Below are 23,824 nucleotides of genomic sequence, written 5' to 3'. Positions count from 1 at the left end.
CGAAGTGTCATTTCTCATCGCAGCGCCAGAGCTGATTGCCGATGCCGCAACGGATTTGGCGAACCTTGCGGCCGCCATCGGTTCGGCCAACAACGCGGCCGCGGTGGCGACGACGGGACTGCTACCCGCGGCCGCCGATGAAGTTTCGGCGGAAATTGCCGCATTGTTCTCCTCGCACGCCGCGGGCTACCAGCAACTCAGTGCGCAGGCGGCGGTATTCCACCAGCAGTTCGTTCAAACTTTGAGCGCGGGGGCAGGCGCCTATGCGGCCGCCGAGGTAAACGTCGTGCAGACACTGGCGAGCGCGGTCCCCGCGCTCGGCATCGACTTCAGCGCTGGGATCTCAGGGCTGGCGGCCAGCCTCAGCGCCGACATCAACGCGATCGGGCTTTCGATCAACGCCGCGCTGTCGGGCAACTTGGGCTTGGGCGCCAGCCTGGGCGGCCTGGCGCCGCTCGGGGCGGCGATCGCTACCAACGTGAACAGCGGGCTGACGGCGCTGGCGCAGACCGGCGGCACGATCGCGACGAACATCGGCACCGGGCTGTCGGGGCTGGCGGGCGGCTTCAACGCCGCGCTGCCCGGGCTGCAGGCCAGCCTGAGCGGCGGGCTGTCGGGGCTGAATGCTTCGCTGAACGCCGCGCTGTCGGGCAGTTTGAGCGGCGGCCTTTCGGGCCTGGTGCCGCTCGGTGCGGCCTTGGCGACCAGCTTCAACACCGGCCTCTCGAGCTTGATCCAGGCCGGCAACACGCTGGCGGCGAACCTCGGCGCCGGGCTGGCCGGCGGACTGAGCCTCGCGTTGCCCGGCCTCGTGGCCAGCCTGAGCGGCGGGCTTGGCGGCCTGAGCGCCTCGATCAACGCCGCGCTGTCGGCCGGCCTCGGCGGCGGCCTTTCGGGCCTCGGGCCACTCGGCGCCACCCTGGCGGCGGACATCGGCAGCGGGCTGTCGGGATTGGCCCAGACGGGCGGTGCGCTGGTGACGAGCCTGACCGCCGGGTTCCCCGGCCTGCAGGCCAGCCTCACCGGTGGGCTCGCTGGGCTGAACGGCGCCATCAACGCCGCGCTGTCCGGCGGCTTCGGCGGCAGCCTGTCGGGCCTCGGCGCCGCCCTGTCCGGTGCCTTGCAAACCGGCGGGTCGCTGATCGCCAACCTGAGCGCCGGGCTGCCGGCCCTGTCGGGCGGCCTCACCCTGCCGGCCAACCTGACCGTCGCGCTCAACGCGCTGGGCGGTGCGCTCGGCTTGAGCCCCAGCCTGGGCGTGAACATCATGGCCGGGCTCAACGGGCTCAGCGCTCAGCTGAACCTCGCCTTGAACGGCGGCCTCAGCCTCGGGCTCGCCGGGCTTCCCACGCTGTTCGCCAACCTGGTCGCGCCCTGGCAGGTGCTGCTGACGGCGCCCAACGTGCCCGCGTTCCTGACCCAGCTGCAGGCGATGGAGGTCGGCTTCAACACGTCGCTGATCACCAACGAGCTCGGCCTCAACGCGTCCCTGGTCGCCCAAGAGACGGCGATCGAGACGGCGCTCTTCGGCGGCACGGGTGCCCTGGGTGGCGCGCTCGACAGCGCCTTCAACTTCTGGAACCTGCTGCTGGGCACCGGCGAGGTGACATTCGACAGCATCTTGGGCGCGCAGCTGCCGACCGGCGGCGCCATCCTGGCCAGCCTCGCCGTCGGCGCGCCGGCCAACCTGATCGCCGGCGGCACGCTCGGCGGGTTCCTCGGCGCCCTGGACACCAAGTTCCTGTGGGACCTGAACGTCATCAGCGGGGTGGCGACCTCGTTGACCGGCAATGGCGCCCTGCAGGCCGCGTTGACAGCGGGGATCAACGCGGCCGGCTTGCAGGCGTCACTGAACGCGGCGCTGAACGGGTCGCTGTTCGCCGGGGTGCCAAACCTCGGCGTGGCGCTGGTGGCGGCGCCGACGGCGGGTCTGCAGGGTTTGGCGTCGGGTCAGATCAACTTCCTGTCCAACCTGATTCCGTCCGAGGCCGCTTTCAACGCCAACCTGGTGAGCAACGAAGTGGCTTGGGAGACAGCGACATTCGGGACCAACACCGCCTTCAACGGCGGGCTGAACCGGCTGTTCAACATCCCCAACCTGTTGCTGCTCACCGGCGAGCAAACGATCAACAGCTTCGTGGCCGGTGTGCAGTACCCGGCGGTCGGCACGGTCCTGACCGGTACCGGTGCGCAGGTGTTCAACGGCGGCAACATCGGCGGGCTGGAAGGCATCTTCGACCAGACCCTGGCCGCCGGTGCCGACTTCGCCGGACTTTTCATGGCCTAGGTCTGAGGAGCCGCCCGCGGCGGGATCACCGTGTCGACCACCAGCGCCAGTTCGCGCCGGTTCGGCGGATCCCCGGTGAGCAGGAAGTGCTGATTGATCAACGCCGGTCCGACGCGCGCAGTCAGCGGCGTGATCGTGGCGGGGTCGAGGTCGCCGTCCTCGACGGCCGCCTGCAGGATCGATTCGATCACCTTCAGCCGCGGGGCAACCACGGCGTCGGCGAAGATGGTGCGCATCTCCGGTTCGTGAAGCAGCTGCTGGACGACGTACATGCCGGGAAAGGTGGTCTTTCCGGCCAACATGTCGCGGTGCGACGTGAACATAGTCAGCAGGTTCTCCCTGGCCGACCGGCCGGAGCGCGGCTCGGGCGTCGGCGGCAGGGCGTAGACCAGGGCGGCGTGCACCAGGTCGTGCTTGCTGCACCAGCGCCGGTACAGCGCCGCCTTGCCGGTGTGCGCCCGCGCCGCGATGCCCTCCATCGTCAGCCCGCCGTAGCCGACTTCGGCCAACTCGACCAGCGTGGCCTCGTAGAGCGCACGTTCGAGCACCTCGCCACGTCGGCGGCTCCGGACGCTGCTCCGGCCCTGGGTTAGCTGCGGCATTTCTCGATAGTAGCCGCCCGCGTTCCTATTCGCCGAGCCTCGGCGAGACGGGGGTAGGGTGCCTGCATGCCCGAGACTCCACGGCTGCTGTTCGTCCACGCGCATCCCGATGACGAGAGCCTCGCCAACGGCGCCACCATCGCGCATTACACCGCCCGCGGGGCGGATGTCCGCGTCGTCACCTGCACGCTCGGTGAGGAGGGCGAGGTCATCGGCGACCGATGGGCCGGGCTCGCCGTCGACCGCGCGGACCAACTGGGCGGCTACCGGATCGGCGAGCTCACGGCCGCGTTGCGGGCGCTGGGCGTCGACGCGCCCCACTATCTGGGCGGCGCGGGCCGCTGGCGTGACTCGGGAATGGAGGGCACCCCGCCGCGGGGTCGCCAGAGGTTCATCGACGCCGACGAACGCGAGGCCGTCGGCGCACTGGTCGCGGTCATCCGCGAGCAGCGCCCCCACGTCGTCGTGACCTACGACCCCAACGGCGGCTACGGCCATCCCGACCACATCCACACCCACACCGTCACGACCGCGGCGGTCGCGGCCGCCGCCACCGACGATTACCCGGGCGAGCCCTGGGCGGTGCCCAAGTTCTACTGGACGGTCCTGGCCGCGAGCGCGTTCCAGGCCGGTTGGCGGGATCTCGATCGGAAAGACCTGCTGCCCGACTGGATGGTCCCGCCGCAAGAGGAGTTCGACTTCGGATACGCGGATGCCGACATCGACGCCGTCGTGCAGGCTGCCCCGGATGCGCTCGCGGCGAAGATCGCCGCCCTGGCCGCCCACGAAACCCAGCTCGTCGTCGGCCCGACGGCCCGCGCCCTCGCGCTGTCGAACAACTTCGCGCTGCCCATCCTGCCCGACGAGCACTACGTGCTGGTGGAAGGCGCCGCGGGGGAGCGCGACGGGCGCGGATGGGAGACGGACCTGCTCGCGGGACTCGGTTTGACCGCGGCCGCAACGCGGTAGGCTGCCAAACAGGCAGCCACGGAAGGAATTCGCATGGACCCCGACCTGGACCCCAATATGCAGCATTGGCAGGACCGGCTCGACAGTCTGCAGTGGGTCATCGGCTCGATACTCGCCAACGTCGACAGCGTCCCGACCTGACCGAAACCAAGCCACGCGCCGCGTCCGTCCAGGACGGCGGCGCCACGGATCCCGCGATTCGTTTCGTCGTTTTGGCGCTGCTGGCTGTGGACGGGATCCTCTCGGCACTGGCCGGCGCGATGCTGCTTCCGTCCTATATAGGTTCGATTCCGTTCCCCATCAGTGCGCTGGTCAGCGGGCTCGTCAACGCGGCACTGGTCTGGGCCGCCGGCCTGTGGACCCGCTCCGCGCGGGTGGCCGCGCTGCCGCTGTGGACGTGGCTGCTGACGGTCGCCGTGCTGAGCATGGGCGGTCCCGGCGACGACGTGATCCTGGGGGGCCGGGGACTGATGGCGTACGGGGCCCTGGTCCTGATCGCGCTGGGTGTCGCGCCCCCGGTGTGGGTGCTGTTCCGGCGCGGACTGCGGGGCTGACGGCCCGGGTTACGGGAAGAAGGGCGGCAGCGGCGGCAGCGGCGGGAGGAAGCTGAGCGCCCAGTAGATCTCGGTGTTGATGAACTGGTTGATCGACGCCGTGGTGGCATCCCAGAAGTTGGCCAGCCCTTGCGCGAAGTTGATGCTGCCCTGCAGCCAGTCGATGGTGTTGAACAGGCCGGCCTGCACCATGGGCTCGAAAAGGTCGTAGAAGAAATAGATCTGGGGGGCCAGCCAGCCGACGTAGGGCAGGTAACCGACCGCGTACGCGGCGAGGTCGAAACCGTACTGCACATACGGCTCGGCGAGTAGGTACCCGGCCTTGATGGCGTCGCCGATCGACCCGGACGCCGCCGGCACGACCGCGGCGTTGGTCATGGCGGCCGGTGTGACGAGCGCGCTGGCCGCGGTGAGGGCGCGGATGCCGCCGGTCGGCAACAGCGTGCCGGCTTCACTGGCGAGCGCCGAAAGGCCACCCGGTAAACCGGAGCCCAGCAGGCCGGCGCCGCCGAGGAAGTTCGAGCCGGCCACCACGCTTTCGACCTGGTTCACCGCGGCGGACAGGCCGCCGCCGACCATGCCGGCGACACCGCCGCCGCCCACCAGTCCGGCGCCGCCCAGGAAGTTGGAGCCGGCCACGACGCTCTCCACGCGGTTCACCGCGTTGGCCACGGCGCCGCCGACGACGCCCGCGACGCCGCCGCCACCGCCGCCGAGCAGCGACGCGGCGGGCGCGTTCACCGCGCTGGCGAGGGTCTCCGCGGCGCCGGGCAGCGCCGCGGCGGGCGCGTTGACCGCACCGGCGAGGTTCTGCGCGGCACTGGACTCGGCCGCCGCGAACGCGTTCGCGCCGGAGCTCAAGGTCTGGACAAATTGCTCGTGAAACTGCGCGATCTGCGCGCTGAACTGCTGATATCCCAGCCCGTGCTCGGAGAGGAACGCCGCGACCTGGGCCGACACCGCGTCGGCCGCCGAGGCCGCGACCGCGGATGTGGGGGCCGCTGCCGCCGCGCTGGCGCTGTTGATGGTCGAACCAATGCCAGCCAAATCCGAAGCCGCTGCCGCCAGCGCCTCCGGGGTGGCGAATAGGAACGACATTCGGTACCTCCCTGGATACGACGGATGCTATCTCGATCGCTGCTGGCCGGCGGGCAAGTTCGTCAAACACTTAACTAAGGAGCCCCGCACGGTGGCCGCGACGCCGGGATGTCGACCGCAGACCGGCGAGAGCCTGGCGCTACTGTTGCGCATATGGCACCGCCGCCCAGAGCTGCACAGGTTGGGCCGAGCCGGATGAAATTCGAACGTGGGGAAGTTACACCAACGTGCCACTGACACCGGAGCCTCCGGCGCCCACCGCGCTGCCTAGCCCCGTCGTTCCGCCCAAGGCCAGCGCGTCGGCATTGCGGCGCGTTTTGCGGCGGGCCCGGGACGGGGTCGCGCTCAACGTCGAGGAGGCGGCCGTCGCCATGACCGCGCGCGGCGAGGACCTCGCCGATCTGTGCGCGAGCGCGGCGCGGGTGCGCGACGCGGGCCTCGAGTCGGCGGGGCGGCGCGGGCCGGGCGGGCGGCTGCCGATCAGCTATTCGCGCAAGGTGTTCGTCCCCGTCACCCACCTGTGCCGCGACAGCTGCCATTACTGCACGTTCGTCACCGTCCCGGGCAAGCTGCGCGCGCGGGGCGCCGGCATGTACCTGGAGCCCGACGAGATACTCGACCTTGCCCGCCGCGGGGCCGAACTCGGTTGCAAGGAAGCGCTATTCACCCTCGGTGACCGGCCGGAGGACCGGTGGCCGGAGGCGCGGGAGTGGCTCGCCCAGCGCGGCTACGACTCGACGCTGTCCTACGTGCGGGCGATGGCGATCCGGGTCCTCGAGGAAACCGGGCTGCTGCCGCACCTGAACCCCGGCGTGATGAGCTGGTCGGAGTTGTCGCGGCTCAAGCCGGTGGCGCCGTCGATGGGCATGATGCTCGAGACGACGTCGCGGCGGCTCTTCGAGACGAAAGGGCTTGCGCACTACGGCAGCCCGGACAAGGACCCGGCGGTTCGGCTGCGCACCCTGACCGACGCCGGGCGGCTGTCCATTCCGTTCACCACCGGGCTGCTGGTCGGCATCGGCGAAACGCTGGCCGAACGCGCGGACACCCTGCACGCGATTCGCAAGTCGCACAAGGAGTTCGGGCACGTCCAGGAAGTGATCGTGCAGAACTTCCGGGCCAAGGAGCACACCGCGATGGCGGCGTTCCCCGACGCCGGGATCGAGGACTACCTCGCGACGGTGGCGGTCGCGCGGCTAGTGCTCGGCCCGGGCATGCGCATCCAGGCGCCGCCCAACCTAGTGTCGCGCGAGGAGTGCCTGGCCCTGATCCGCGCCGGGGTCGACGACTGGGGCGGCGTCTCGCCGTTGACGCCCGACCACGTCAATCCCGAACGTCCCTGGCCCGCCTTGGACGAGCTGGCCGCGGTCACCGCCGAGGGCGGCTATGACCTGGTGCAGCGGCTGACCGCGCAACCCAAGTACGTCCAGGCCGGCGCGGCGTGGATCGACCCGCGGGTGCGCGGACACGTTCTGGCGCTGGCGGACCCGGCGACCGGCTTGGCCCGCGACGTCAACCCGGCGGGCATGCCGTGGCAGGAGCCCGACGACGTGGAGTCCGCCGGCCGGGTCGACCTCAATGCGGCGATCGACACCGAAGGCCGCAACACCGCGGCCCGCAGCGACCTCGACAGCGCGTTCGGCGATTGGGAATCGATCCGCGCGCACGTGCACGAGCTGGCGGCGCAGGGCGCCAAAGCGCCGGAACGCCTGGACACCGACGTGCTCGCCGCACTGCGCTCGGCCGAGCGCGACCCCGCGGGCTGCACCGACGACGAGTATCTCGCGCTGGCGACCGCCGAGGGCCCGGCGCTGGAAGCGGTTGCGGCGCTGGCCGATTCGCTGCGCCGCGACGCCGTCGGCGACGACGTGACCTTCGTGGTGAACCGCAACATCAACTTCACCAACATCTGCTACACGGGCTGCCGCTTCTGCGCGTTCGCCCAGCGCAAGGGCGACGCCGACGCCTATTCGCTGTCCACCGAGGAGGTGGGCGACCGCGCCTGGGAGGCGCACGTCGAGGGTGCCACCGAGGTGTGCATGCAGGGCGGAATCGACCCCGAACTGCCGGTGACCGGGTACGCCGAGCTGGTGCGAGCCGTCAAGGCCCGGGTGCCCTCGATGCACGTGCACGCGTTCTCGCCGATGGAGATCGCCAACGGTGTGACCAAGAGCGGGTTGAGCATTCGCGAGTGGCTGATCAGCCTGCGCGAAGCCGGCCTGGACACCATCCCCGGCACCGCCGCGGAGATCCTGGACGACGAGGTGCGCTGGGTGCTCACCAAGGGCAAGCTGCCCACGTCGTTGTGGATCGAGATCGTCAGCACCGCGCACGAGGTGGGCCTACGGTCGTCGTCAACGATGATGTACGGCCACGTCGACACCCCGCGGCACTGGGTGGGCCACCTCAACGTGCTGCGGGACATCCAGGACCGCACCGGCGGTTTCACCGAGTTCGTCCCGTTGCCGTTCGTGCACCAGAACTCGCCGCTGTACCTGGCCGGCGCGGCGCGGCCGGGCCCGAGCCATCGCGACAACCGGGCGGTGCATGCCCTGGCGCGAATCATGTTGCACGGCCGCATCTCTCACATCCAGACCAGCTGGGTCAAGCTCGGGGTCGAACGCACGCGGGTGATGCTCAACGGCGGGGCCAACGACCTGGGCGGGACGCTGATGGAGGAGACCATCTCGCGGATGGCCGGGTCCGAACACGGGTCGTCGAAGACCGCGGCGGAGCTGGCCGCGATCGCCGAGGGCATCGGCCGCCCGGCGCGCCAGCGCACCACCACGTACGCCCCGCTCGCCGCATAGCTGGCTTAGCTTCCCGCCGCGAGGGCGCGCGTTTGTACGGCGACACGCCGGGAAGCGCGGCATTTTGCGCGCGCTCGCCAACGACTACGTGTCGGTGGCCGCGGGTATACCCGAGCCCGTGAAGCGACACATCGATCAAGACCGGTTCCCGGAATGGCAGCCCTTCCTGGACGCGGTGCAGCGGCGCCGCCCCGAGTCGGGCACCTGGTGCGAAGCGTGGACGGTGCGCGACATCGTCATCCATCAGGCCGGAAACGCCGAGGAGCTCGCCCGGGTGCTGGGAGCCCACCTGGAGGGCGAACCCGTCGGCACGCGCGGCTTCGAGGAACGGGAGGCCCCGCTGCGCGCCATGAACGACTCAGACCTCTGGGACGCGCTGCACGACCGAATGGCCACGCTGAACGAGGTCACGGCCGCCGCCGAGAGCGTTCCCGCCGACACCGACGTCGCCTGGACCGGGCGCACCATGAAGGTGCCCTGGTTCGCCGAGCACATGCGGGAGGAGCTCGTACTGCACGGTTGGGACATCACCGGAGATGACGACACCGGGTTCGCCGCCCGGCTCGCCGAGCCCTGGATGACGACGCACAGCGTCGTCGCGGTGGGACGCCCGCTGCTCGCCAAGGGCGCCAAGTCGCTGGAACCGGGCGAGCGAATCGAGGCGCGGTTGCGCGTCTTCGGCAGCGACGACGTGGTGGTCACCGCGGACGCCGAAAAGACCTCAATCGGAATGGCCGGGCCCGAAGGCCCGGCCATCCTCGAAACCGACTCCGCCGCAAGGGTTTTACTGCTCTGGGGTCGCCGCCCCGGAAACCCGTCGCGGATTTGCAGCGACGCCGGGCCCGAACTGCTGGGCCAGGTGCGCCGACTGCTCAGCGGCTACTGACGCGCTGGTGGCTCAGTAGTTGTTGCAGCTGCCGGCAACCGACAAAACGTCGTTGAAGTACGGCGCGGCCTGCGGCATGGCCTGGATCTGGTGGGCCATCTGCAGGCGCTTCGGCGGCGGCGAGGCCAGGAACTGGTTCAAGTAACTCACCGCGATCGGCGACGCGGTCAACTGCGCCGCAGCAGCCGGATCCGTCGCGTTCAGCGCGGCCATCACCTGCCCGTAGTTGCACGTCGTGTTGATGACCGGATCCAGCGGATCGGCGGATGCGATCCCGGAGCCGGCGGTCAACGCAAAAGCAACACCCCCAGCAACAGCGGCCAGTTTGGTCAACGACAGCTTCACCATTTTGTGGACCTTCCCCATTTCAATGCACCGTCGATAAACGGCGACGACATTGCCCAACGGTTGCCGTCTGCGGTCGAGGCTACCAGGCCCCGTGAGCAATCTTCTATCGCAAGCGTTATCGCACAGGAAGTTCTAATCGTAACTATGCGCAGGTCAGGGCGTTATACGTGGGTGTTCGCCCTCGGTGAAATGCCGCAGGGGCCGCCGCACCCGGCCCAGCCCCGAGACGTCAGCGAACCGCCGGGGTGCCGAGTGGTTGACGTGTATGTGCAACGTCTAGTATCAGTAACCGAATGCTTGCGCTGACGCGGCCGGAGCGCCGCGGCGAGCCGAACCGCAGCCCACACGCAGTACATGGAGGAGATGTCTGTGACGTACACGATCGCCGAACCCTGCGTCGACATCAAGGACAAGGCATGCATCGAGGAGTGCCCGGTCGACTGCATCTACGAGGGTGCCCGGATGCTGTACATCCACCCCGATGAGTGCGTCGACTGTGGGGCCTGTGAGCCGGTCTGCCCCGTCGAAGCGATCTATTACGAAGACGACGTGCCGGAGCAGTGGAGCCAGTACACACAGATCAACGCCGACTTCTTTGCCGAGCTGGGGTCGCCGGGTGGCGCTGCGAAGGTCGGTCTGACCGAGAACGACCCGCAGGTCGTCAAGGACCTGCCGCCCCAGGGCGAGGGCGACTGAGCGGAAGGGTGTCGGCGTCCCTGCCGGAGTTTCCCTGGGACACGCTGGCCGACGCGAAGGCGCGGGCCGCGGCGCATCCGGACGGAATCGTCGACCTGTCCGTCGGCACCCCGGTAGACCCGGTCGCGCCGCTGATCCGGGAGGCGCTGGCGGCCGCCAGCTCAGCCCCCGGGTACCCCGCCACCGCCGGCACGGCGCGACTGCGCGAATCGGCGGTCGCCGCGCTGGGCCGCCGTTTCGGGATCACCGGGCTGACCGAGGCGGCCGTGCTGCCGGTGATCGGCAGCAAGGAACTCATCGCCTGGCTGCCGACGCTGCTGGGCCTGGGCCGCGAGGCCCTGATCGCGGTCCCGGAGCTGGCCTACCCGACGTATGACGTGGGCGCGCGGCTGGCCGGGGCCTCGGTGCTGCGCGCCGACTCGCTGACCCAGGTGGGCCCGCAATCCCCGGCGCTGATCTACCTGAACTCGCCGAGCAACCCGACCGGGCGGGTGCTGGGCGTCGACCACCTGCGCAAGGTCGTCGGATGGGCGCGCGAGCGCGGGGTGATCGTCGCCTCCGACGAGTGCTATCTGGGCCTGGGCTGGGACGCCGAACCGCTGTCGGTGTTGCATCCCTCGGTGTGCGACGGCGACCATACCGGGCTGCTCGCGATCCACTCGCTGTCGAAGAGCTCGTCGCTGGCCGGTTATCGGGCCGGCCTGGTCGCCGGGGATCCGGCCCTGGTCGGCGAGCTGCTCGCGGTGCGCAAACACGCCGGGATGATCGTGCCGACGCCGGTGCAGGCCGCCATGGTGGCCGCGCTCGACGACGACGACCACGAGCGGGTGCAGCGCGAGCGGTACGAACGGCGGCGCGCCGCCCTGTTGCCGGCGCTGCGCTCCGCCGGTTTCGCCGTCGACCATTCCGAGGCCGGCCTCTATCTCTGGGCCACCCGCGGCGAGCCCTGCCGGGACAGCGTCTCGCGGCTCGCCTCCCTCGGCATCCTGGTGGCGCCCGGCGACTTCTACGGCCCGGGCGGTGCCCGGCACGTGCGGGTCGCGCTGACCGCCACCGACGAGCGCATCGCCGCGGCGGTCTCGCGGCTGACTTAGCCCGTCCGCCCGCCGCGCGGACCGGCCGGGCGGCAGAATGCAGGTCGTGACAACTTCGACGAGCAAGGTCCCGATCCCGACGTCGGTCGGGGACATCGCCAAGCGCGTGTTTCTCGGGAAGCCGCTGATCACCGAGAGTCTGTCCACGGAGAAGTTGTCCAACGGGATTGCGCTCGGCGCGCTTTCGCCGGATGCGATCTCGTCCACCGCCTACGGCACCGAACAGATCCTGATCGAGCTGCTGCCCAATGCCGGGCTGGCGGCCTTCGCCTTGCTGCTGCCTATCAACGCCGCGATTTTGGTGATCCTGGTGTTGGTGGCCGCGTCGTACCGGCAGGTCGTCATGGCCTACACGCGGGCCGGCGGCTCCTACATCGTGGCGCGCGAGAATTTCGGACCCAAGGTGGCGCAGGTCGCCGCCGCGGCGCTGTTGATCGACTATGTGGTCACCGTGGCGGTGCAGGCGGCGGCGGGGACGGTCGCGGTGGCGTCGGCCATACCGGCGCTGGGCCCCTACAGCCTGGCGATCACCGTCGGCGTGGTGCTGCTCATCTGCTATTTGAACCTGCGTGGATTGCGGGAGGCCGGCGTGCAATTCGCGGCCCCGACATACCTGTTCGTCAGCATGATCACGCTGACGATCGTGGTCGGCGTCATCCGCGAAATATTCTGGGGTTTACCGACTTACGACGCAGCGCACATCGCGGGGGCGGTGCCGGTTCATCAGGGAGACGGGCTGGTGATGGGCGCGACGGTGCTGGTGTTGCTGCGCGCGTTCGCCAACGGCGGTTCGTCGCTGACGGGGGTCGAGGCGATCTCCAACACGGTAAACGTCTTCCGTAAACCGCAGGGACGCAACGCCCGTCGGGTGCTCACCATCATGGCATGCATCCTCGGGTTCTTGCTGGCCGGCGTCGCCTACCTGACGTTCGTCACCCACGCAACGCCGTTCGAGGCCGGATATCCGTCGGTGCTGTCACAGGTTGCCCGCGCGGTTTTCGGCACCGGCACGATCGGCAACGTCCTCTACATCATGGTCCAGGCATCGACCGCGGCCATCCTGTTCACCGGCGCCAACACCAGTTTCAACGGGTTCCCCGCGCTGGCGAGCTTCGTCGCCGAAGACCGCTTCCTGCCGCGCCAGCTGATGAAACGCGGCCACCGGCTGGTGTTTTCGAACGGCATCATCACGCTCACCGCGCTGTCGGTGGTGCTGCTGCTGACGACGGGCGGCTCGGTCACGGCGCTCGTCCCGTTCTACGCGATCGGCGTGTTCACCGGCTTCTCGATGGCCGGCTATGGGATGACCAAACACCATCTCACCCATCGGGAACCGGGGTGGCGGCGCCGGCTCGCGATCAACCTGTCGTCGGCGATCCTGTCGACCATTGTGGTGGGCATCTTCGCGGTGGCGAAGTTCACCGAGGGCGCGTGGCTGGTGGTCGTGGTCTTTCCGGTGCTGGTGTTCGCGCTGATGCGGCTGAACCGGGAGTACCGCGCCGAGGCGGCCATCCTTGAGATGTTCCGCACCGACCGTCCCGAATTGGTGAAGTACGCCCGGCACAAGGTGTTCGTGTTCGTGAACTCCCTCGACCTCGCGGTCATCGAAGCGCTGCGCTACGGCAGAGGGCTGCGTGCCGACGAATTGGTCGCGGTGCACTTCATGGTGGACGACGCCCACGCGAAGGCGTTGCGAAAGCGTTGGGACGACTTCGATCTCGACACCCCGCTGCGGGTGGTCGACTGCCCGGACCGCCGGGTCACGCGCGCCGCGCAGGTGCTGGTCGCCAAGGCGCGCGACGAACACCGGAATACCAACGTCACCGTGCTGCTGCCGCGCCGGACCTATGCCCCGCTGTTGGGGCGCCTGCTGCACGACCGCACCGCCGACAAGGTGGCCCGCGCGGTCAGCCTGATCCCGGACGCCGCGGCGACAATCGTGCCCTACGACGTGGAGTCGCGGATCAAGGAGGCGTACCCCGAAGGGTTCGAGCAACGAATCTCCCGCGAGCTCGACAAGATCGAGGCGTGGGTCTCGAGGGACGAGGAAAAGGAAGTCGAAGCCTACGAACACCCCGATCGTTCGGCGTCGGTGATCACCGTCGGGGGCTTGATTCCGGGGCAGCGCGCCACCTTTGAGGGGCGGGTCAACGAAGTCGAGGACGTCAACGAACGCAGGCGCACCGTCCGGCGCGTCGTCGTCGGCGACAACAGCGGCGAGATCTGCGTGACATTCCGGCATGGGCGCGGCGGCGCCGACATCCAGCCCGGTCAGCTGCTGCGGATCACCGGCAAGCCCCGGCAGAGCGGCACCCAACCGATGGCGATGGTCGACCCCGCGTATCACATCATCGAGGACCCCGCGAAGGCGGCCGGGTCGTGAAACGACTCGCGGCCCTGCTGGTTTCGGTGTTGGCCTCAGATACCGGCTAGGCCGACCGCCATCAGGATGCACCCGACCGCGGCCAGCAGGGCGGTGACCTGGATGCGTCGGCGCGATCGGATCCAGTTGTGCAGCGCCGCCATCGAGTCGCGCGTCGCTTGGGGCGCCAACAGGTAGACCACCAGGGGAATCTCCACCAGGGCGAAGGCCACGGCGTTGAACATCAGCAGCGCGCCGACCTGCGTGGCGGCCGCCGCACCCGACGCCAGGATGACGGCCAGCGCGGCCAGATAGTCGACCGACGGCAGCGCGATTCCGAGGCCGGCCGCGCCCGCCACCCACAGCGATCGCCCGGTCACCAGCCGCTGCGCGCGCGTCGCCACCGTTTCCGGAACGGCCACCCGGTTGCGGGTCAGGACGACGGCGGCCGCGGCCAACAGCGCCAGCACGCCGATGCAGATCTGCACCCTCGGCAGCGTGAGATATGTCGACCACAGCAGCCTGCGCCGCAAGACGAACAGCACGACCAGGCCCACGCTCATGCCCATCGCGAAGCCGCCGCAGAGGAACGCCAGCAGCTGCAGGATCGGCCGTGGCCGGTTCAACATCAGCACCGTCATGCCGACCCGGAAGGGTTCGAGGCTGACGGCGACGGCCATCACCAAGATGGTGATCCACATTGCGGGCCAGGTTACCGCCCGGGTATCCGCTAGGCCGTTACGCCCCAATGCAAGACGCGGGAGGTGAGCAGGACGATGCCGAGCGACACCGTCGCGACGACGGTGAGTCCGATGACCGCGACGACCAGCGGGCGCCACCCGGTGCGGGCGATCTGCCGGATGTCGGTGTTGAGCCCCACCCCGGCGAACGTGAGCAGGAACGCCCATTTCGACACGTTGGCCAGGTTGGCGGTTTGCCCCTTGGTCAGCCAGTGCGCGGTGGCGATCGCCGAGACGGCCAAGAACCCCAGCACGAACTTCGGGAACTTCTTCCAGACGAACACGGCCTTGGCCTTGAAGCCGGGGGCGATCTCGTCGGCCTGCCCGCGCGCGGCCCAATACAGCGCGAAGCCCAGGACGACGAACCCGATCAGCGCGTTACGGGTCGACTTGACCAACACGGCGATCTTGCCGGCGTGGTCGGAGAACAGGTAACCCGTGGCGGTGGTCTCGGCGGTGTTGTCCACCGCCAGCCCCGCCCAGATGCCGAACTCGCGATCCGTCAGGCCGATCGAATGTCCCAGCGGCGGCAGCACGAACAGCGCCACCGCGCCCAGCGCCAGGATCGCCGCGATCGCGTAGCTGACGTCGGAGTTGCGGGCCCGGATCGCGCCCTTGGCGGCGATGATCGCCGACACCCCGCAGATCGAGGTGCCGATCGCCAGCAGGGAGCCGAGCTTTCCGGACAACCCGAATGCGCGGGCGGCGACGATGATGATGGTTCCCGCGACCGCCATGTCGACCAGGATCTGGATCAGGCTCAGCCCGCCCAGCTTGGCGATGTCGCCCAGCACGAACCGGGCTCCCAGCACGACGATGCCGACCTTGAGCCAGAACTCGTAGGTCTGCACGCCGGGGCGAAAAATCCGATGAAGGCCGACGGTGTTGGTGATCAGCAGGCCAATCACGATGGCCCACAACACGTATTCGATGTCGGGGACGCGCCAGTGTTCGTGCTTGGCCAGCGCGTTCCACCAGATCTGCGCGTACTTGCCGAGCAGGCCCACGCCGATCAGCAGCAGGATGCCCGGCACGTAATCCAACGGCCGCCGGCTGGTGAAGGCGGGCTCGTCGAGCGCATCTTCGTATTCTGGGGATTGGACGTCGGTGGTGCTCACGCGATCACCACGCAATCTTCGGCAGCACGTTGGCCACCGCCAATGCGGTGATCACGCCGGCGAGCAAGGTCGCCCACCAGTCCACCGACACCGAGCCCAGCCGCTCGCGCCAACCGAGCGGCTTCGAATCCTGTTCACTCACGATGACATCGTTGTCTGGCCAGCGGCGGCGACCAAGCGATTGGCTCGCGCTGAATTTAGGTGTGCCGCGCGCGTTCGTCGAGCAGCGCGATGACCTGCGCGGCGAGCGCGTCGATGTCGGCGCCGGTGGTGTCGAGCACGAGATCCGGGTGCTCGGGCGGCTCGTAGGGCGCGTCGACCCCGGTCAGCCCGGTCAGCTCGCCGCGGCGGGCACGGGCGTAGAGGCCCTTCGGGTCGCGCCGTTCGCATTCGGCCAACGGCGTGGCGACGTGCACCTCGATGAAGGGCAGTTTGGCGGCGTCGTTGAGCGCGCGAGCCGTTTCACGGTCCGAGCGCAGCGGCGACACCAGTGACGCCAGCGCGACGACGCCGGCGTCGGCGAACAGTCGGGTCAGATGCCCGACGCGCCTGATGTTTTCGGTGCGATCGCCGGGGGAGAAGCCCAGGTCGTCGGACAGGCCGTGGCGCAGATTGTCGCCGTCGAGCAGGTAGGCCACTCGCCCCGATTCGACAAGCGCACGCTCCACTGCCACCGCGACGGTCGACTTGCCGGAGGCGGGCAGGCCGGTGAACCAGACCGTCGCACCCGCCTGTCCGGTGGCCCGCCAGCGGTGGCCGCGGTCTAGTGCCGAGGGATGCCAGCGGATGTCGGTGCGCGGGTGCGTGCCCGGCTTGATCTCCCGCGCCTCGATGATGGTGCCGGCACCGACGGTGTCGTTGGTGGTTTCGTCGATCAGGATGAACGCACCGCTGTCGCGGTTGTCGGTGTAGCTGTCGGCGATGACAGTCGAGCTGGTGCGCAGCGTCACCGTGCCGATGTCGTTGAGCGCCAGCTCGACCGGCCCGTCGAGCTCGTCGAGCGTTTCCGGATCCAGCCGCGAGTGCAGCTCCTGCACGGTCGCCCGCACCGTCTTGGTGGTCTGTTTGAGCGCGAGGCGGTCTCCGGCCCGCAGCGGCGAGTCCACGAACCAGCACACGGTCGCGTGCAGCTCGCGGGCCAGCACGGGCAAGGCCGCGTCGTCGGCGCCGCTGACGAGCACGTCCCCGCGGCCCACGTCGATGTCGTCGGCCAGCTCGATCGAAACCGAAAGCGGTGCAACGGCCGTCGTGCGGCCGTCGTCGAGGGTGTCCAGGGCGGTCACGGTCGAGCGGGTACCGGCCGGCAGGGAGACCACTGGATCGCCGACGCGCAGCGTCCCCGCCGCGAGCCGGCCCGTGTAGCGGCGCCGGGCCTCGGCGGTCGGCCGGGACACCCACTGCACCGGCAGCCGCAGCCGCGACGACTCGGCCTGCGGCGCGGCCAGTTCGACGCCTTCCAGGTACTCGAGCAGTGTCGGGCCGTCATACCACGCGGTCCGCTCGGAGCGGTGCACGACGTTGTCGCCGTGCTTGGCCGCGATCGGGATCACCGTGATGTCCACGCCGCCCAGCCGGGCCGCCAACTGGCGCAGCTCGTCCTTGACTTCCGAGAACTTTCCCTCATCGAAGTCGACCAGGTCGATCTTGTTCACCGTGGCGACGAAGTGCTTGATGCCCAACAGTTTTGCGATGCGGGCGTGCCTGCGCGTCTGGCGCAGCACCCCGGCCCGCGCGTCGACCAGCAGGATCGCCACGTGCGCGTTGGAGGCGCCGGTGAACATGTTGCGGGTGTAGCGCTCGTGGCCCGGCGTGTCGGCGAGGATGTAGCTGCGGGCGTCGGTGGAGAAGAAGCGGTAGGCGACGTCGATGGTGATGCCCTGCTCGCGTTCGGCGCGCAGGCCGTCGGACAGCGCCGCGAGGTCCGCGACGCCCTCTTCGTCGGTAACCGCCTCCAAATGATCCAGCGGAAGGCTGTCGGTGTCGTGCAGCAGCCGGCCGATCAGGGTGCTCTTACCGTCATCCACCGAACCCGCGGTGGCGATCCGCAGCAGCTGACGCGTGATCCCCTTGGGCGGCGAGGACTTTTCGCTGTGCTCGGTCGCGGTCATCAGAAGTAGCCCTCTCGCTTGCGGTCCTCCATCGCGGCCGCCGAGGTGCGGTCGTCCGCGCGGGTCTCGCCGCGCTCGGAGACGGTGGCCGCGGAGATCTCAGTGATGACCCGGGTGATGTCGGTGGCCCGGGACCTGACTGCCCCGGTGATGGTGAGGTCGCCGACCGTGCGGTAGCGCACCCACTCGGTTGCCGCGGTCTCGCCGTTTTGCGGCCTGGCGTACTCCGAGACCGCCAGCAGGATGCCGTCGCGCTCGAACACCTCGCGCTCGTGGGCGTAGTAAATCGACGGTATCTCAAGGCCTTCCAGCTCGATGTAGCGCCACACGTCGAGCTCGGTCCAGTTGCTCAGCGGGAACACCCGGACCTGCTCGCCCTTCTTGATCCGCCCGTTGTAGAGCGACCACGGCTCGGGGCGCTGCGCGCGGGGATCCCACTGGCCGAACTCGTCGCGGAAGCTCAGGATGCGTTCCTTGGCGCGGGCGCGTTCCTCGTCGCGGCGCGCGCCGCCGAAGGCCGCGTCGAAGCCGCCGGCCTCCAAGGCGTCCAGCAGCGTGCGGGTTTGGGCCCGATTGCGCGAGGCGCCGGGGCCCGGGTCGGGCACTCGGCCGTTGTCGATTGATTCCTGCACCGAGGCGACGATCAGCTTGTGCCCGTGGCCGGTGACCCGGCGGTCACGGAACTCGATCACCTCGGGGAAGTTGTGGCCGGTGTCGACGTGCAGCACCGGAAACGGCAACGGCAGCGGCCGAAAGGCCTTCTCCGCCAACCGAAGCAGTACGATCGAGTCCTTGCCCGCCGAAAACAGCAGGACGGGGCGCTCCAGCTCCGCGACGACCTCGCGGATGATGTGCACCGCTTCGGCTTCCAGCAGCCGCAATTCGTCGACTTGGCGTGTCTCGGTCGCTGCGGTCATGTCGGTAGCCCCTCTCGCTCGGCATCCGCACGATATCGGTCCACCCACTCGTCGGAGCGTTGGTCGGCCTGGCGCTCCAGCACCGGCTGCGGAGCCAATCGGGGATCGAGACCCAGTTCATCGAGGATGGTGCCCACGACCTGAGTCAGGTTGCGCCACAAGACCGGATATGGAATCTCCATGGGTTTTATATCCTCTTCGGCGAACCAGTTTCGCCAGCCCTCCTCCTGGGCGCGCAACATGGTGACGACGTGGGCGATCGCCCCAGCGTGATAGGTGGCGCGCGCGTCGCGGACCGGATCGGGCCTCCCGCGCCACACCCGCGTCTGCACCGCCCGCCAGAACGACACGGCTTGGGAGATCACATCGGGCCGGTAAACGTGCGCGTAAAGGGGTTCCTCGCCGATCACGTCGCGGATCGCTGCCCGCAGGCCGTCGCCCGACCGATCGGGGAGGTCTTTGGCGCGGCTCAACAGCAGCGGTGTCTGGTTCCACATCAGCTTGCCGCCCCACACGCCGTTCGGGGTTCGCCCGACGGTGCGGATGTAGTCGCGCCAGACCTCGGCCGGCGCGAGGTCCGGCTTCCCCTCGTCGAGCGGATCGAGCAGGCTCAGGATCGACGCGTCGTCCACATCGGCGAACCACTCCCGCGGCTGCGGGGCTTGGCTGGTGGTTTGCAGGTATTGAAAGAACTCTTGCGGCTCGCCGGCTACGCCGGTCGCGCGCAGCGATTCGACCAGCAGGGTGCTGCCGCTGCGCTGGGAAGCCAACACCAAATATGACGACGGCTTTTCTGTCACCAAAGAAGCCTATCCGGATCGAAACCCGCTGCAAGACATGGAATTGTCTTCATGGTGAAGATAACTATTGTGGCGCGGCGGGCGGTGCCGGATGCGATGATTGCCGGCGTGCAAAACTTGCCTTTCGGCTTGTTCATGCCGCACCCGAACATCGCTGGAAAGGAGCACCGAATGAACAGGATCTCCGCGGCGGTTGCCGTTGCCGCCCCGGCCCTATTGCTTTTCGGCGCGGCGAGCGCGCACGCCGACGACAATTACCAGCAGTTCGCGTCCGCGTCGGGAAACATTCGATGCATTCTCAACGGCGAGGACGCTCCGCTGCCGATCGCCACGTGCCAGATCGGGGACCACACCTACCCGGTCCCGCCGGGAGTGGGCCGGGACAAGAACGGGGGGCCGTGTCCGCCCGGATCGGATCTGGGTCGCGATTTTCGGCTCGACCAGGGCCAGGCTCCCTACGTCACCTGCACGTACTCGGCGCTCGGTTCGGGGGCGGGGTCGTGGCCGGCGCTCGGCTTAGGTCAGTCGAGATCGCTCGGCGCGATCACGTGCAGCAGCCAGCCCGACGGGATGACGTGCACCGACGCCGGGACCGGGCACTTTTTCCGGGTGTCCCGCGAGTCGTATCAATTGGGCTGACGGAGTTATTCGACGCCTGTCTTTTTAATGTAATAATTGTCGGTCGCGACAAATAGCTGTCGAAATTCGGCGGGTTTATTTCGTTTAATTTCTGGGTCGCTCGGGTAAAACTCGACATGTCCCCTAAGAAATTACACACACGCCAGTATTATGGCGCCGGCCGGAGCGCCACCCAGGCCATCACCACCGTCGCGGCCGTCGGCCTGGCCGCCTGGTTTGGCACCGGCGTCGCACAGTCCGACACCAACCGCGAGCGGGAAGCGTGTGCGCTGATGGACGATCACGCCGACGCGATGATCCAGGGGTATTCGTCGTATGCGGGGCAGTACGCCTTCGTGGTGCTGTCCAAGGAAATGCCGCCACTGGATGCGGCGCACGTCCTGAAGGCCGCCACCATTGACGTCTGCCCCAACCATGCGGGCGATCTGCCGGTCGACTGGCAATAGGACACAAGCCGACCGAAAAGACCGGCCGCGCATCGGGATCCGGTAGCGGTGGCATTGTCGATTCTTAGCCGCCGCGCGGCTTCTTCGTGAGACCATTCGCTGAGCAGACTCGGGGGACTAACCCAGGAGTGGTCATGAAGGCGTTATCCGAGGAAGAACTGCTGATCAACCAGCAGGCCGCGAGTGTCGCGGCGTCGGTCGTCCCCGAAGCCGTGGTCGCGGCAACCCGGTGCGAGCAGGTGACGGACGCCATGACGGCCGAGGCGGTCGGTGTCGGCGCGGTCACCCGCTGGGGGATGCGCATGAGCCGGAAAGTCAATCGAGCGATGCCCGCCATGACGAACGTCGGCGGGATGGCGAAGTACATGGAGATGGCCGGTCTGCCGGACAGCTTCATTCTCGCGATCACGGCGGGCCACGTATACGCGCTCGAGGACAAGCGCAACGGAGGACAGCTCGTCCCCGGCGGGATCCTGAAGACTTGGGAGCGCGGCTTTCGCGCCAGCCGCGGTACCCCGCAGATGCAACGCAGCATGGGGGTGCCCGACGATCGTCAACTCCTGATCCTTTTCCTGCCGATCGAAGGTGGTGGGAACCGGTACCTGTCGGCCGCGGCGCGCAACAACCCAGGCGCCGGGTTCCCGCACAAGTTCATGGTCGGGCGGGACGCTCCGAGCCAGCGCGTGGTGGACGAGTTGCGGCCGACCACCCCGACCGTGATCACCGGGGGCAAGATCCTGGGCGGGATGGCCGGCGGCGCGCAGCCCGCGCCTCCGCAACCTTCGGCCGCCCAGCGCCTGCAGGAGCTCGAGACGCTACGCGCCTCGGGTGTGATCTCCGACGCCGAATACGCGGCCAAGCGCGGGCAGATCATCGACGAAATATGAAGCGCTAGAAGGGTTGCGGCGGGTGGGCATCATGATGCCGCGGTCGCCCAATCGTGCGCAAGTCGTTGGCGCAGTGATCAGCTCCAAAAGGTCACCGGCCAAAGCTAACTCCCATTGAAGACCGCGCCCGACAGGATAGCGAGCACGAAATAGGCGAGGATGAGCCCCACGATCAAAAAGAAGATGGCGATGCCCAGGTTGGCCAGAACGTTTTGAATCACCGGAGGCAACACTGAGTACACGGCCAGACCGTTTTGAATCACCAGAGGCAACAGTGAGAAGAACGCGATTTGTAGTTGCAGGGATGCGGCGTTGATGGCCTCGTCCAGCGCATAGGCGGCCCCGCCAGCCTTGAGGGCCTGCACGAACTGATCGCTGAACGCGGCCGCCTGCCCGGCCGCCGCCTGATAGGTCATGGCGTGCTGGGAGAACACCTGCGCAATTGCCGTCGACACCTCGTCGGCGGCGGCGGGCGTGACAGCAGTCGTCCGGGCGGCCGCCACCATATGGGCAGCGTCGACGTTTGAGCCAATGGCTGCCAAATCCGTTGTCGCCGCCATCATCATTTCAGGGGCCGCGATCACATACGCCATGTCTGTCCTCCCGCCCGGAGTCGTCAGTTGGTGACACGAATAATGCATGGGTTATTGCGCTTTGTTGTAAGTACTCGCCTACTCGGTTTTTGGGTCCACGCGGCAGCAGCCAGGTGGGTAACGACCCCTAGACCACGCTTGCCCGGCAGTGGGTTGCCGGGCAAGGGGGGTGGAGCTACTTCGTCGGGCGGCGGGAATCGAACAATTTTCGAATCTAGTACGGTGCGCCCCGGGGCTGGCAGCAGCGAAAAGCTCAGTTGTGGACAGACTGCCAACGGTGGGTAACTACGCCGGGCGTTCGGTCACCCGCAGCCCCAGCGAAAACAGGAGCCTCACTTCGGGATCGGAAAGCGAGGTGCCAAGCAACTTTTCGATTCGTCGCACCCGGTAGCGGACGGTGTTGGGATGCACCCGCAGCGCGTGCGCGGCCGCGCCGACGTCGCCGAAGCTGTCCAGATAGGTGCGCAGCGTCTCGGCCAGCACGGGATCCCGCTCCCGCAGGTCGCGGATCCGGGGATCGACGAGGCGCTTGTCGGCGCCGACCAGGGTGACGATCTCGTCGAGCAGGACGGTGGTCCGCGCCTCGGCCAGCGTGGTCACCTGTCCGAGAATCGGGTGTCGCTCGGCGCTGTCGAGCACGCGGTCCACCTCCGCGCGCGCCGCGGCGACCTCGGTGAGGGCCACGACCGGCGCGGCGATGGCCGCGCGTAGCTCGACGCCGAGTTCGGTGCGCAGCGCGCCGATCGTGCCGCGCACCCACGAGGTGACCGACCGGGTGGGAGCGGTCTGCGGCAGCAGCACATAGATGCGCGAGCCGCGCGCGGCGACCTGAGCGTCGCGGCGAAAGGCGCTGGCGCTCAACGCCAGGACGTCGGCCAGCCGCGGATGCCGGGCCCGGGTGTCCCAGCCGATGAGCGCGGCGGCCCCGTCGGCGGCGACGCCGAGTTCGCGGGCGATGGCGGGCACGTCGGCGGGCTCGTCGTCGGTGAGGCCGAGGAGTTGCTGCACCCGTCGCGCATGGGTGGACGGCCGGGCGGCCAGCCGGGCCATGATCCGGGCGGCCAAAACCGCTGCCCCGCGCAACATCTCGTCGGCGTCGTCGGCCAGCGGCTGCGAGCCCTGCTGCACCCAGATGGTGCCGGCGAATGTCGGCGGCCGGCGCGCACCGGCCGGTGGCTGATGGATCCCGATGGCCAGCCTCGGGCGCAGTCCCAACTCCGGGCGCTCGGCGACGCGCACCACCTCGCCGCCGGACCGCAGCGCATCGAAGATGCCCCACTGGCCGATCCACTCCAGATGCTCGGGCGGGCCGGCGCGCCCCAGGATGGACAGGCGGCGCAGCTCGTCGGCCTCGTCGTTGGAGGCCGAGTAGGCGAGCACCTGCGACTGGGCGTTCTCGATGGAGACCATGCCGTGGATGCGGTCGGCCAGCGACTGCGCCAGGCCGAACAGGTCGGTGCCCGAATCGTCGACGGGATCGCCGCGGTCGCCGTGATGTTCCAGGACGTGGTTGACCAACTGGTAGAGCCGTTCCCAGCGCGCCCGCGGTTCGACGGCCACCACCGCCGACCCGGCCGCGACCGCCGTCGCCACCAGGGCGGCCGACGGCTCCTTGGCGAAGATGGCGACCGGCGCGCGCGCTTGCTGGTCGAGCCATCGCAGCGCCTCGTCGTCGCGGACCCCGAGCAGGAAGAAGACGTCGGCCGAACCGGCCGCCGCGGCCAGGCCCAGCCGCACGTCGTCGGAATCGATCAGCGCCGCCGATCCCACCGGCAGATCGAGGCCGCGGGGGGCGTCCACCAGGCTGACCAGCGTCGCGTCCAGCGCAAGCAGCAGCTGGCCCAGGCCGACCCGCGCCGTTTGCATGTTG

At 68.8% G+C, this 23,824-nt stretch carries 22 protein-coding genes; 11 read left to right on the top strand and 11 right to left on the bottom strand.

Features of this window, described 5'->3' with window-relative positions:
- Positions 1–4 precede the first annotated feature (4 nt).
- On the top strand, positions 5–2,287 hold the full coding sequence (locus N415_RS33205) for a PE family protein (RefSeq protein ID WP_068179858.1): 2,283 nt from the start codon (positions 5–7) through the stop codon (positions 2,285–2,287).
- Here the strand turns inward: N415_RS33205 and N415_RS09035 are convergent.
- Positions 2,284–2,889 carry a TetR/AcrR family transcriptional regulator gene (locus N415_RS09035; RefSeq protein WP_068179857.1) on the bottom strand — a complete coding sequence of 202 codons (606 nt, stop codon included), beginning with the start codon at positions 2,887–2,889 and terminating at the stop codon, positions 2,284–2,286. The genes N415_RS33205 and N415_RS09035 overlap by 4 nt on opposite strands.
- 66 nt (positions 2,890–2,955) lie before the next feature.
- Here N415_RS09035 and mshB point away from each other — a divergent pair, with 66 nt between their 5' ends.
- Together mshB and N415_RS09025 are read left to right on the top strand one after the other, a co-directional pair.
- Positions 2,956–3,858 carry an N-acetyl-1-D-myo-inositol-2-amino-2-deoxy-alpha-D-glucopyranoside deacetylase gene (mshB, locus tag N415_RS09030; RefSeq protein ID WP_068179856.1) on the top strand — a complete coding sequence of 301 codons (903 nt, stop codon included), beginning with the start codon at positions 2,956–2,958 and terminating at the stop codon, positions 3,856–3,858.
- A gap of 92 nt (positions 3,859–3,950) precedes the next feature.
- On the top strand, positions 3,951–4,412 hold the full coding sequence (locus N415_RS09025) for a hypothetical protein (protein ID WP_068179855.1): 462 nt from the start codon (positions 3,951–3,953) through the stop codon (positions 4,410–4,412).
- Positions 4,413–4,421: 9 nt separating this feature from the next.
- On the opposite strand, the gene N415_RS33200 is transcribed toward N415_RS09025, so the two are convergent.
- A complete protein-coding gene (locus tag N415_RS33200; RefSeq protein WP_068179854.1) occupies positions 4,422–5,510 on the bottom strand; it encodes a PE family protein in 1,089 nt (362 codons plus the stop codon).
- Positions 5,511–5,743: 233 nt separating this feature from the next.
- Between N415_RS33200 and N415_RS09015 the strand changes: the two genes are divergently transcribed.
- Both N415_RS09015 and N415_RS09010 read left to right on the top strand, forming a co-directional pair.
- Positions 5,744–8,320 (top strand): bifunctional FO biosynthesis protein CofGH, encoded by a 2,577-nt coding sequence (locus N415_RS09015; protein WP_161630284.1) that lies wholly within the window; start codon positions 5,744–5,746, stop codon positions 8,318–8,320.
- A 118-nt stretch (positions 8,321–8,438) separates the two neighbouring features.
- Entirely contained in the window at positions 8,439–9,206 is a 768-nt protein-coding gene (locus N415_RS09010) for a maleylpyruvate isomerase N-terminal domain-containing protein (protein WP_068179897.1), read from the top strand.
- A 12-nt stretch (positions 9,207–9,218) separates the two neighbouring features.
- Here the strand turns inward: N415_RS09010 and N415_RS09005 are convergent, their stop codons facing one another.
- Positions 9,219–9,551 carry a hemophore-related protein gene (locus tag N415_RS09005; protein WP_067151130.1) on the bottom strand — a complete coding sequence of 111 codons (333 nt, stop codon included), beginning with the start codon at positions 9,549–9,551 and terminating at the stop codon, positions 9,219–9,221.
- A gap of 372 nt (positions 9,552–9,923) precedes the next feature.
- On the opposite strand from N415_RS09005, the gene fdxA reads away from it, so the two are divergent.
- The 3 genes from fdxA to N415_RS08990 are packed head-to-tail and all read left to right on the top strand — an operon-like array spanning position 9,924 to position 13,727.
- Positions 9,924–10,250: a ferredoxin gene (gene fdxA, locus N415_RS09000; protein WP_068132416.1), complete on the top strand. Its 327-nt coding sequence runs from the start codon at positions 9,924–9,926 to the stop codon at positions 10,248–10,250.
- 8 nt (positions 10,251–10,258) lie between these two features.
- Positions 10,259–11,344: a succinyldiaminopimelate transaminase gene (dapC, locus tag N415_RS08995; protein ID WP_068179848.1), complete on the top strand. Its 1,086-nt coding sequence runs from the start codon at positions 10,259–10,261 to the stop codon at positions 11,342–11,344.
- Positions 11,345–11,390: 46 nt separating this feature from the next.
- Positions 11,391–13,727: an APC family permease gene (locus N415_RS08990; RefSeq protein WP_068179894.1), complete on the top strand. Its 2,337-nt coding sequence runs from the start codon at positions 11,391–11,393 to the stop codon at positions 13,725–13,727.
- Positions 13,728–13,762: 35 nt separating this feature from the next.
- Here the strand turns inward: N415_RS08990 and N415_RS08985 are convergent, their stop codons facing one another.
- Genes N415_RS08985 through N415_RS08965 form a run of 6 tightly spaced genes read right to left on the bottom strand, consistent with a single transcriptional unit; the run spans position 13,763 to position 19,389 of the window.
- On the bottom strand, positions 13,763–14,407 hold the full coding sequence (locus N415_RS08985) for a GAP family protein (protein ID WP_068179845.1): 645 nt from the start codon (positions 14,405–14,407) through the stop codon (positions 13,763–13,765).
- A gap of 29 nt (positions 14,408–14,436) precedes the next feature.
- Entirely contained in the window at positions 14,437–15,564 is a 1,128-nt protein-coding gene (locus tag N415_RS08980) for a YeiH family protein (RefSeq protein WP_152531297.1), read from the bottom strand.
- Positions 15,565–15,568: 4 nt separating this feature from the next.
- Entirely contained in the window at positions 15,569–15,706 is a 138-nt protein-coding gene (locus N415_RS32200; RefSeq protein ID WP_193376421.1) for a hypothetical protein, read from the bottom strand.
- A gap of 55 nt (positions 15,707–15,761) precedes the next feature.
- Positions 15,762–17,672 carry an adenylyl-sulfate kinase gene (cysC, locus tag N415_RS08975; RefSeq protein ID WP_068179839.1) on the bottom strand — a complete coding sequence of 637 codons (1,911 nt, stop codon included), beginning with the start codon at positions 17,670–17,672 and terminating at the stop codon, positions 15,762–15,764.
- Positions 17,672–18,589 (bottom strand): sulfate adenylyltransferase subunit CysD, encoded by a 918-nt coding sequence (gene cysD / locus N415_RS08970; protein WP_068179836.1) that lies wholly within the window; start codon positions 18,587–18,589, stop codon positions 17,672–17,674. Before cysD ends, cysC begins: the two co-directional genes overlap by 1 nt.
- Positions 18,586–19,389 (bottom strand): Stf0 family sulfotransferase, encoded by an 804-nt coding sequence (locus N415_RS08965; protein ID WP_068179833.1) that lies wholly within the window; start codon positions 19,387–19,389, stop codon positions 18,586–18,588. The genes cysD and N415_RS08965 overlap by 4 nt, the downstream gene beginning before the upstream one ends.
- A gap of 171 nt (positions 19,390–19,560) precedes the next feature.
- On the opposite strand from N415_RS08965, the gene N415_RS08960 reads away from it, so the two are divergent.
- The 3 genes from N415_RS08960 (at position 19,561) to N415_RS32585 (ending at position 21,361) form a co-directional block, all read left to right on the top strand.
- Complete coding sequence (locus N415_RS08960) at positions 19,561–20,028, top strand: hypothetical protein (RefSeq protein WP_152531296.1); 468 nt, start codon at positions 19,561–19,563, stop codon at positions 20,026–20,028.
- Between the two features lie 116 nt (positions 20,029–20,144).
- Positions 20,145–20,474, top strand: coding sequence for a hypothetical protein (locus N415_RS08955; RefSeq protein WP_068179824.1), 330 nt, complete (start codon positions 20,145–20,147; stop codon positions 20,472–20,474).
- 134 nt (positions 20,475–20,608) lie between these two features.
- On the top strand, positions 20,609–21,361 hold the full coding sequence (locus tag N415_RS32585; RefSeq protein ID WP_068179821.1) for an SHOCT domain-containing protein: 753 nt from the start codon (positions 20,609–20,611) through the stop codon (positions 21,359–21,361).
- Between the two features lie 104 nt (positions 21,362–21,465).
- Here N415_RS32585 and N415_RS08945 read toward each other — a convergent pair whose 3' ends face one another.
- Both N415_RS08945 and N415_RS08940 read right to left on the bottom strand, forming a co-directional pair.
- On the bottom strand, positions 21,466–21,954 hold the full coding sequence (locus tag N415_RS08945; RefSeq protein WP_068179811.1) for a PE family protein: 489 nt from the start codon (positions 21,952–21,954) through the stop codon (positions 21,466–21,468).
- Positions 21,955–22,239: 285 nt separating this feature from the next.
- Positions 22,240–23,820, bottom strand: coding sequence for a helix-turn-helix domain-containing protein (locus N415_RS08940; RefSeq protein WP_068179807.1), 1,581 nt, complete (start codon positions 23,818–23,820; stop codon positions 22,240–22,242).
- Between the last annotated feature and the right edge of the window lie 4 nt (positions 23,821–23,824).

The organism is Mycobacterium sp. UM_CSW (assembly GCF_000455205.1).
Taxonomy (GTDB): Bacteria; Actinomycetota; Actinomycetes; order Mycobacteriales; family Mycobacteriaceae; genus Mycobacterium.
Note: the sequence above shows the minus strand (reverse complement) of the source record. Positions and strands in the feature narration are given on the sequence as shown.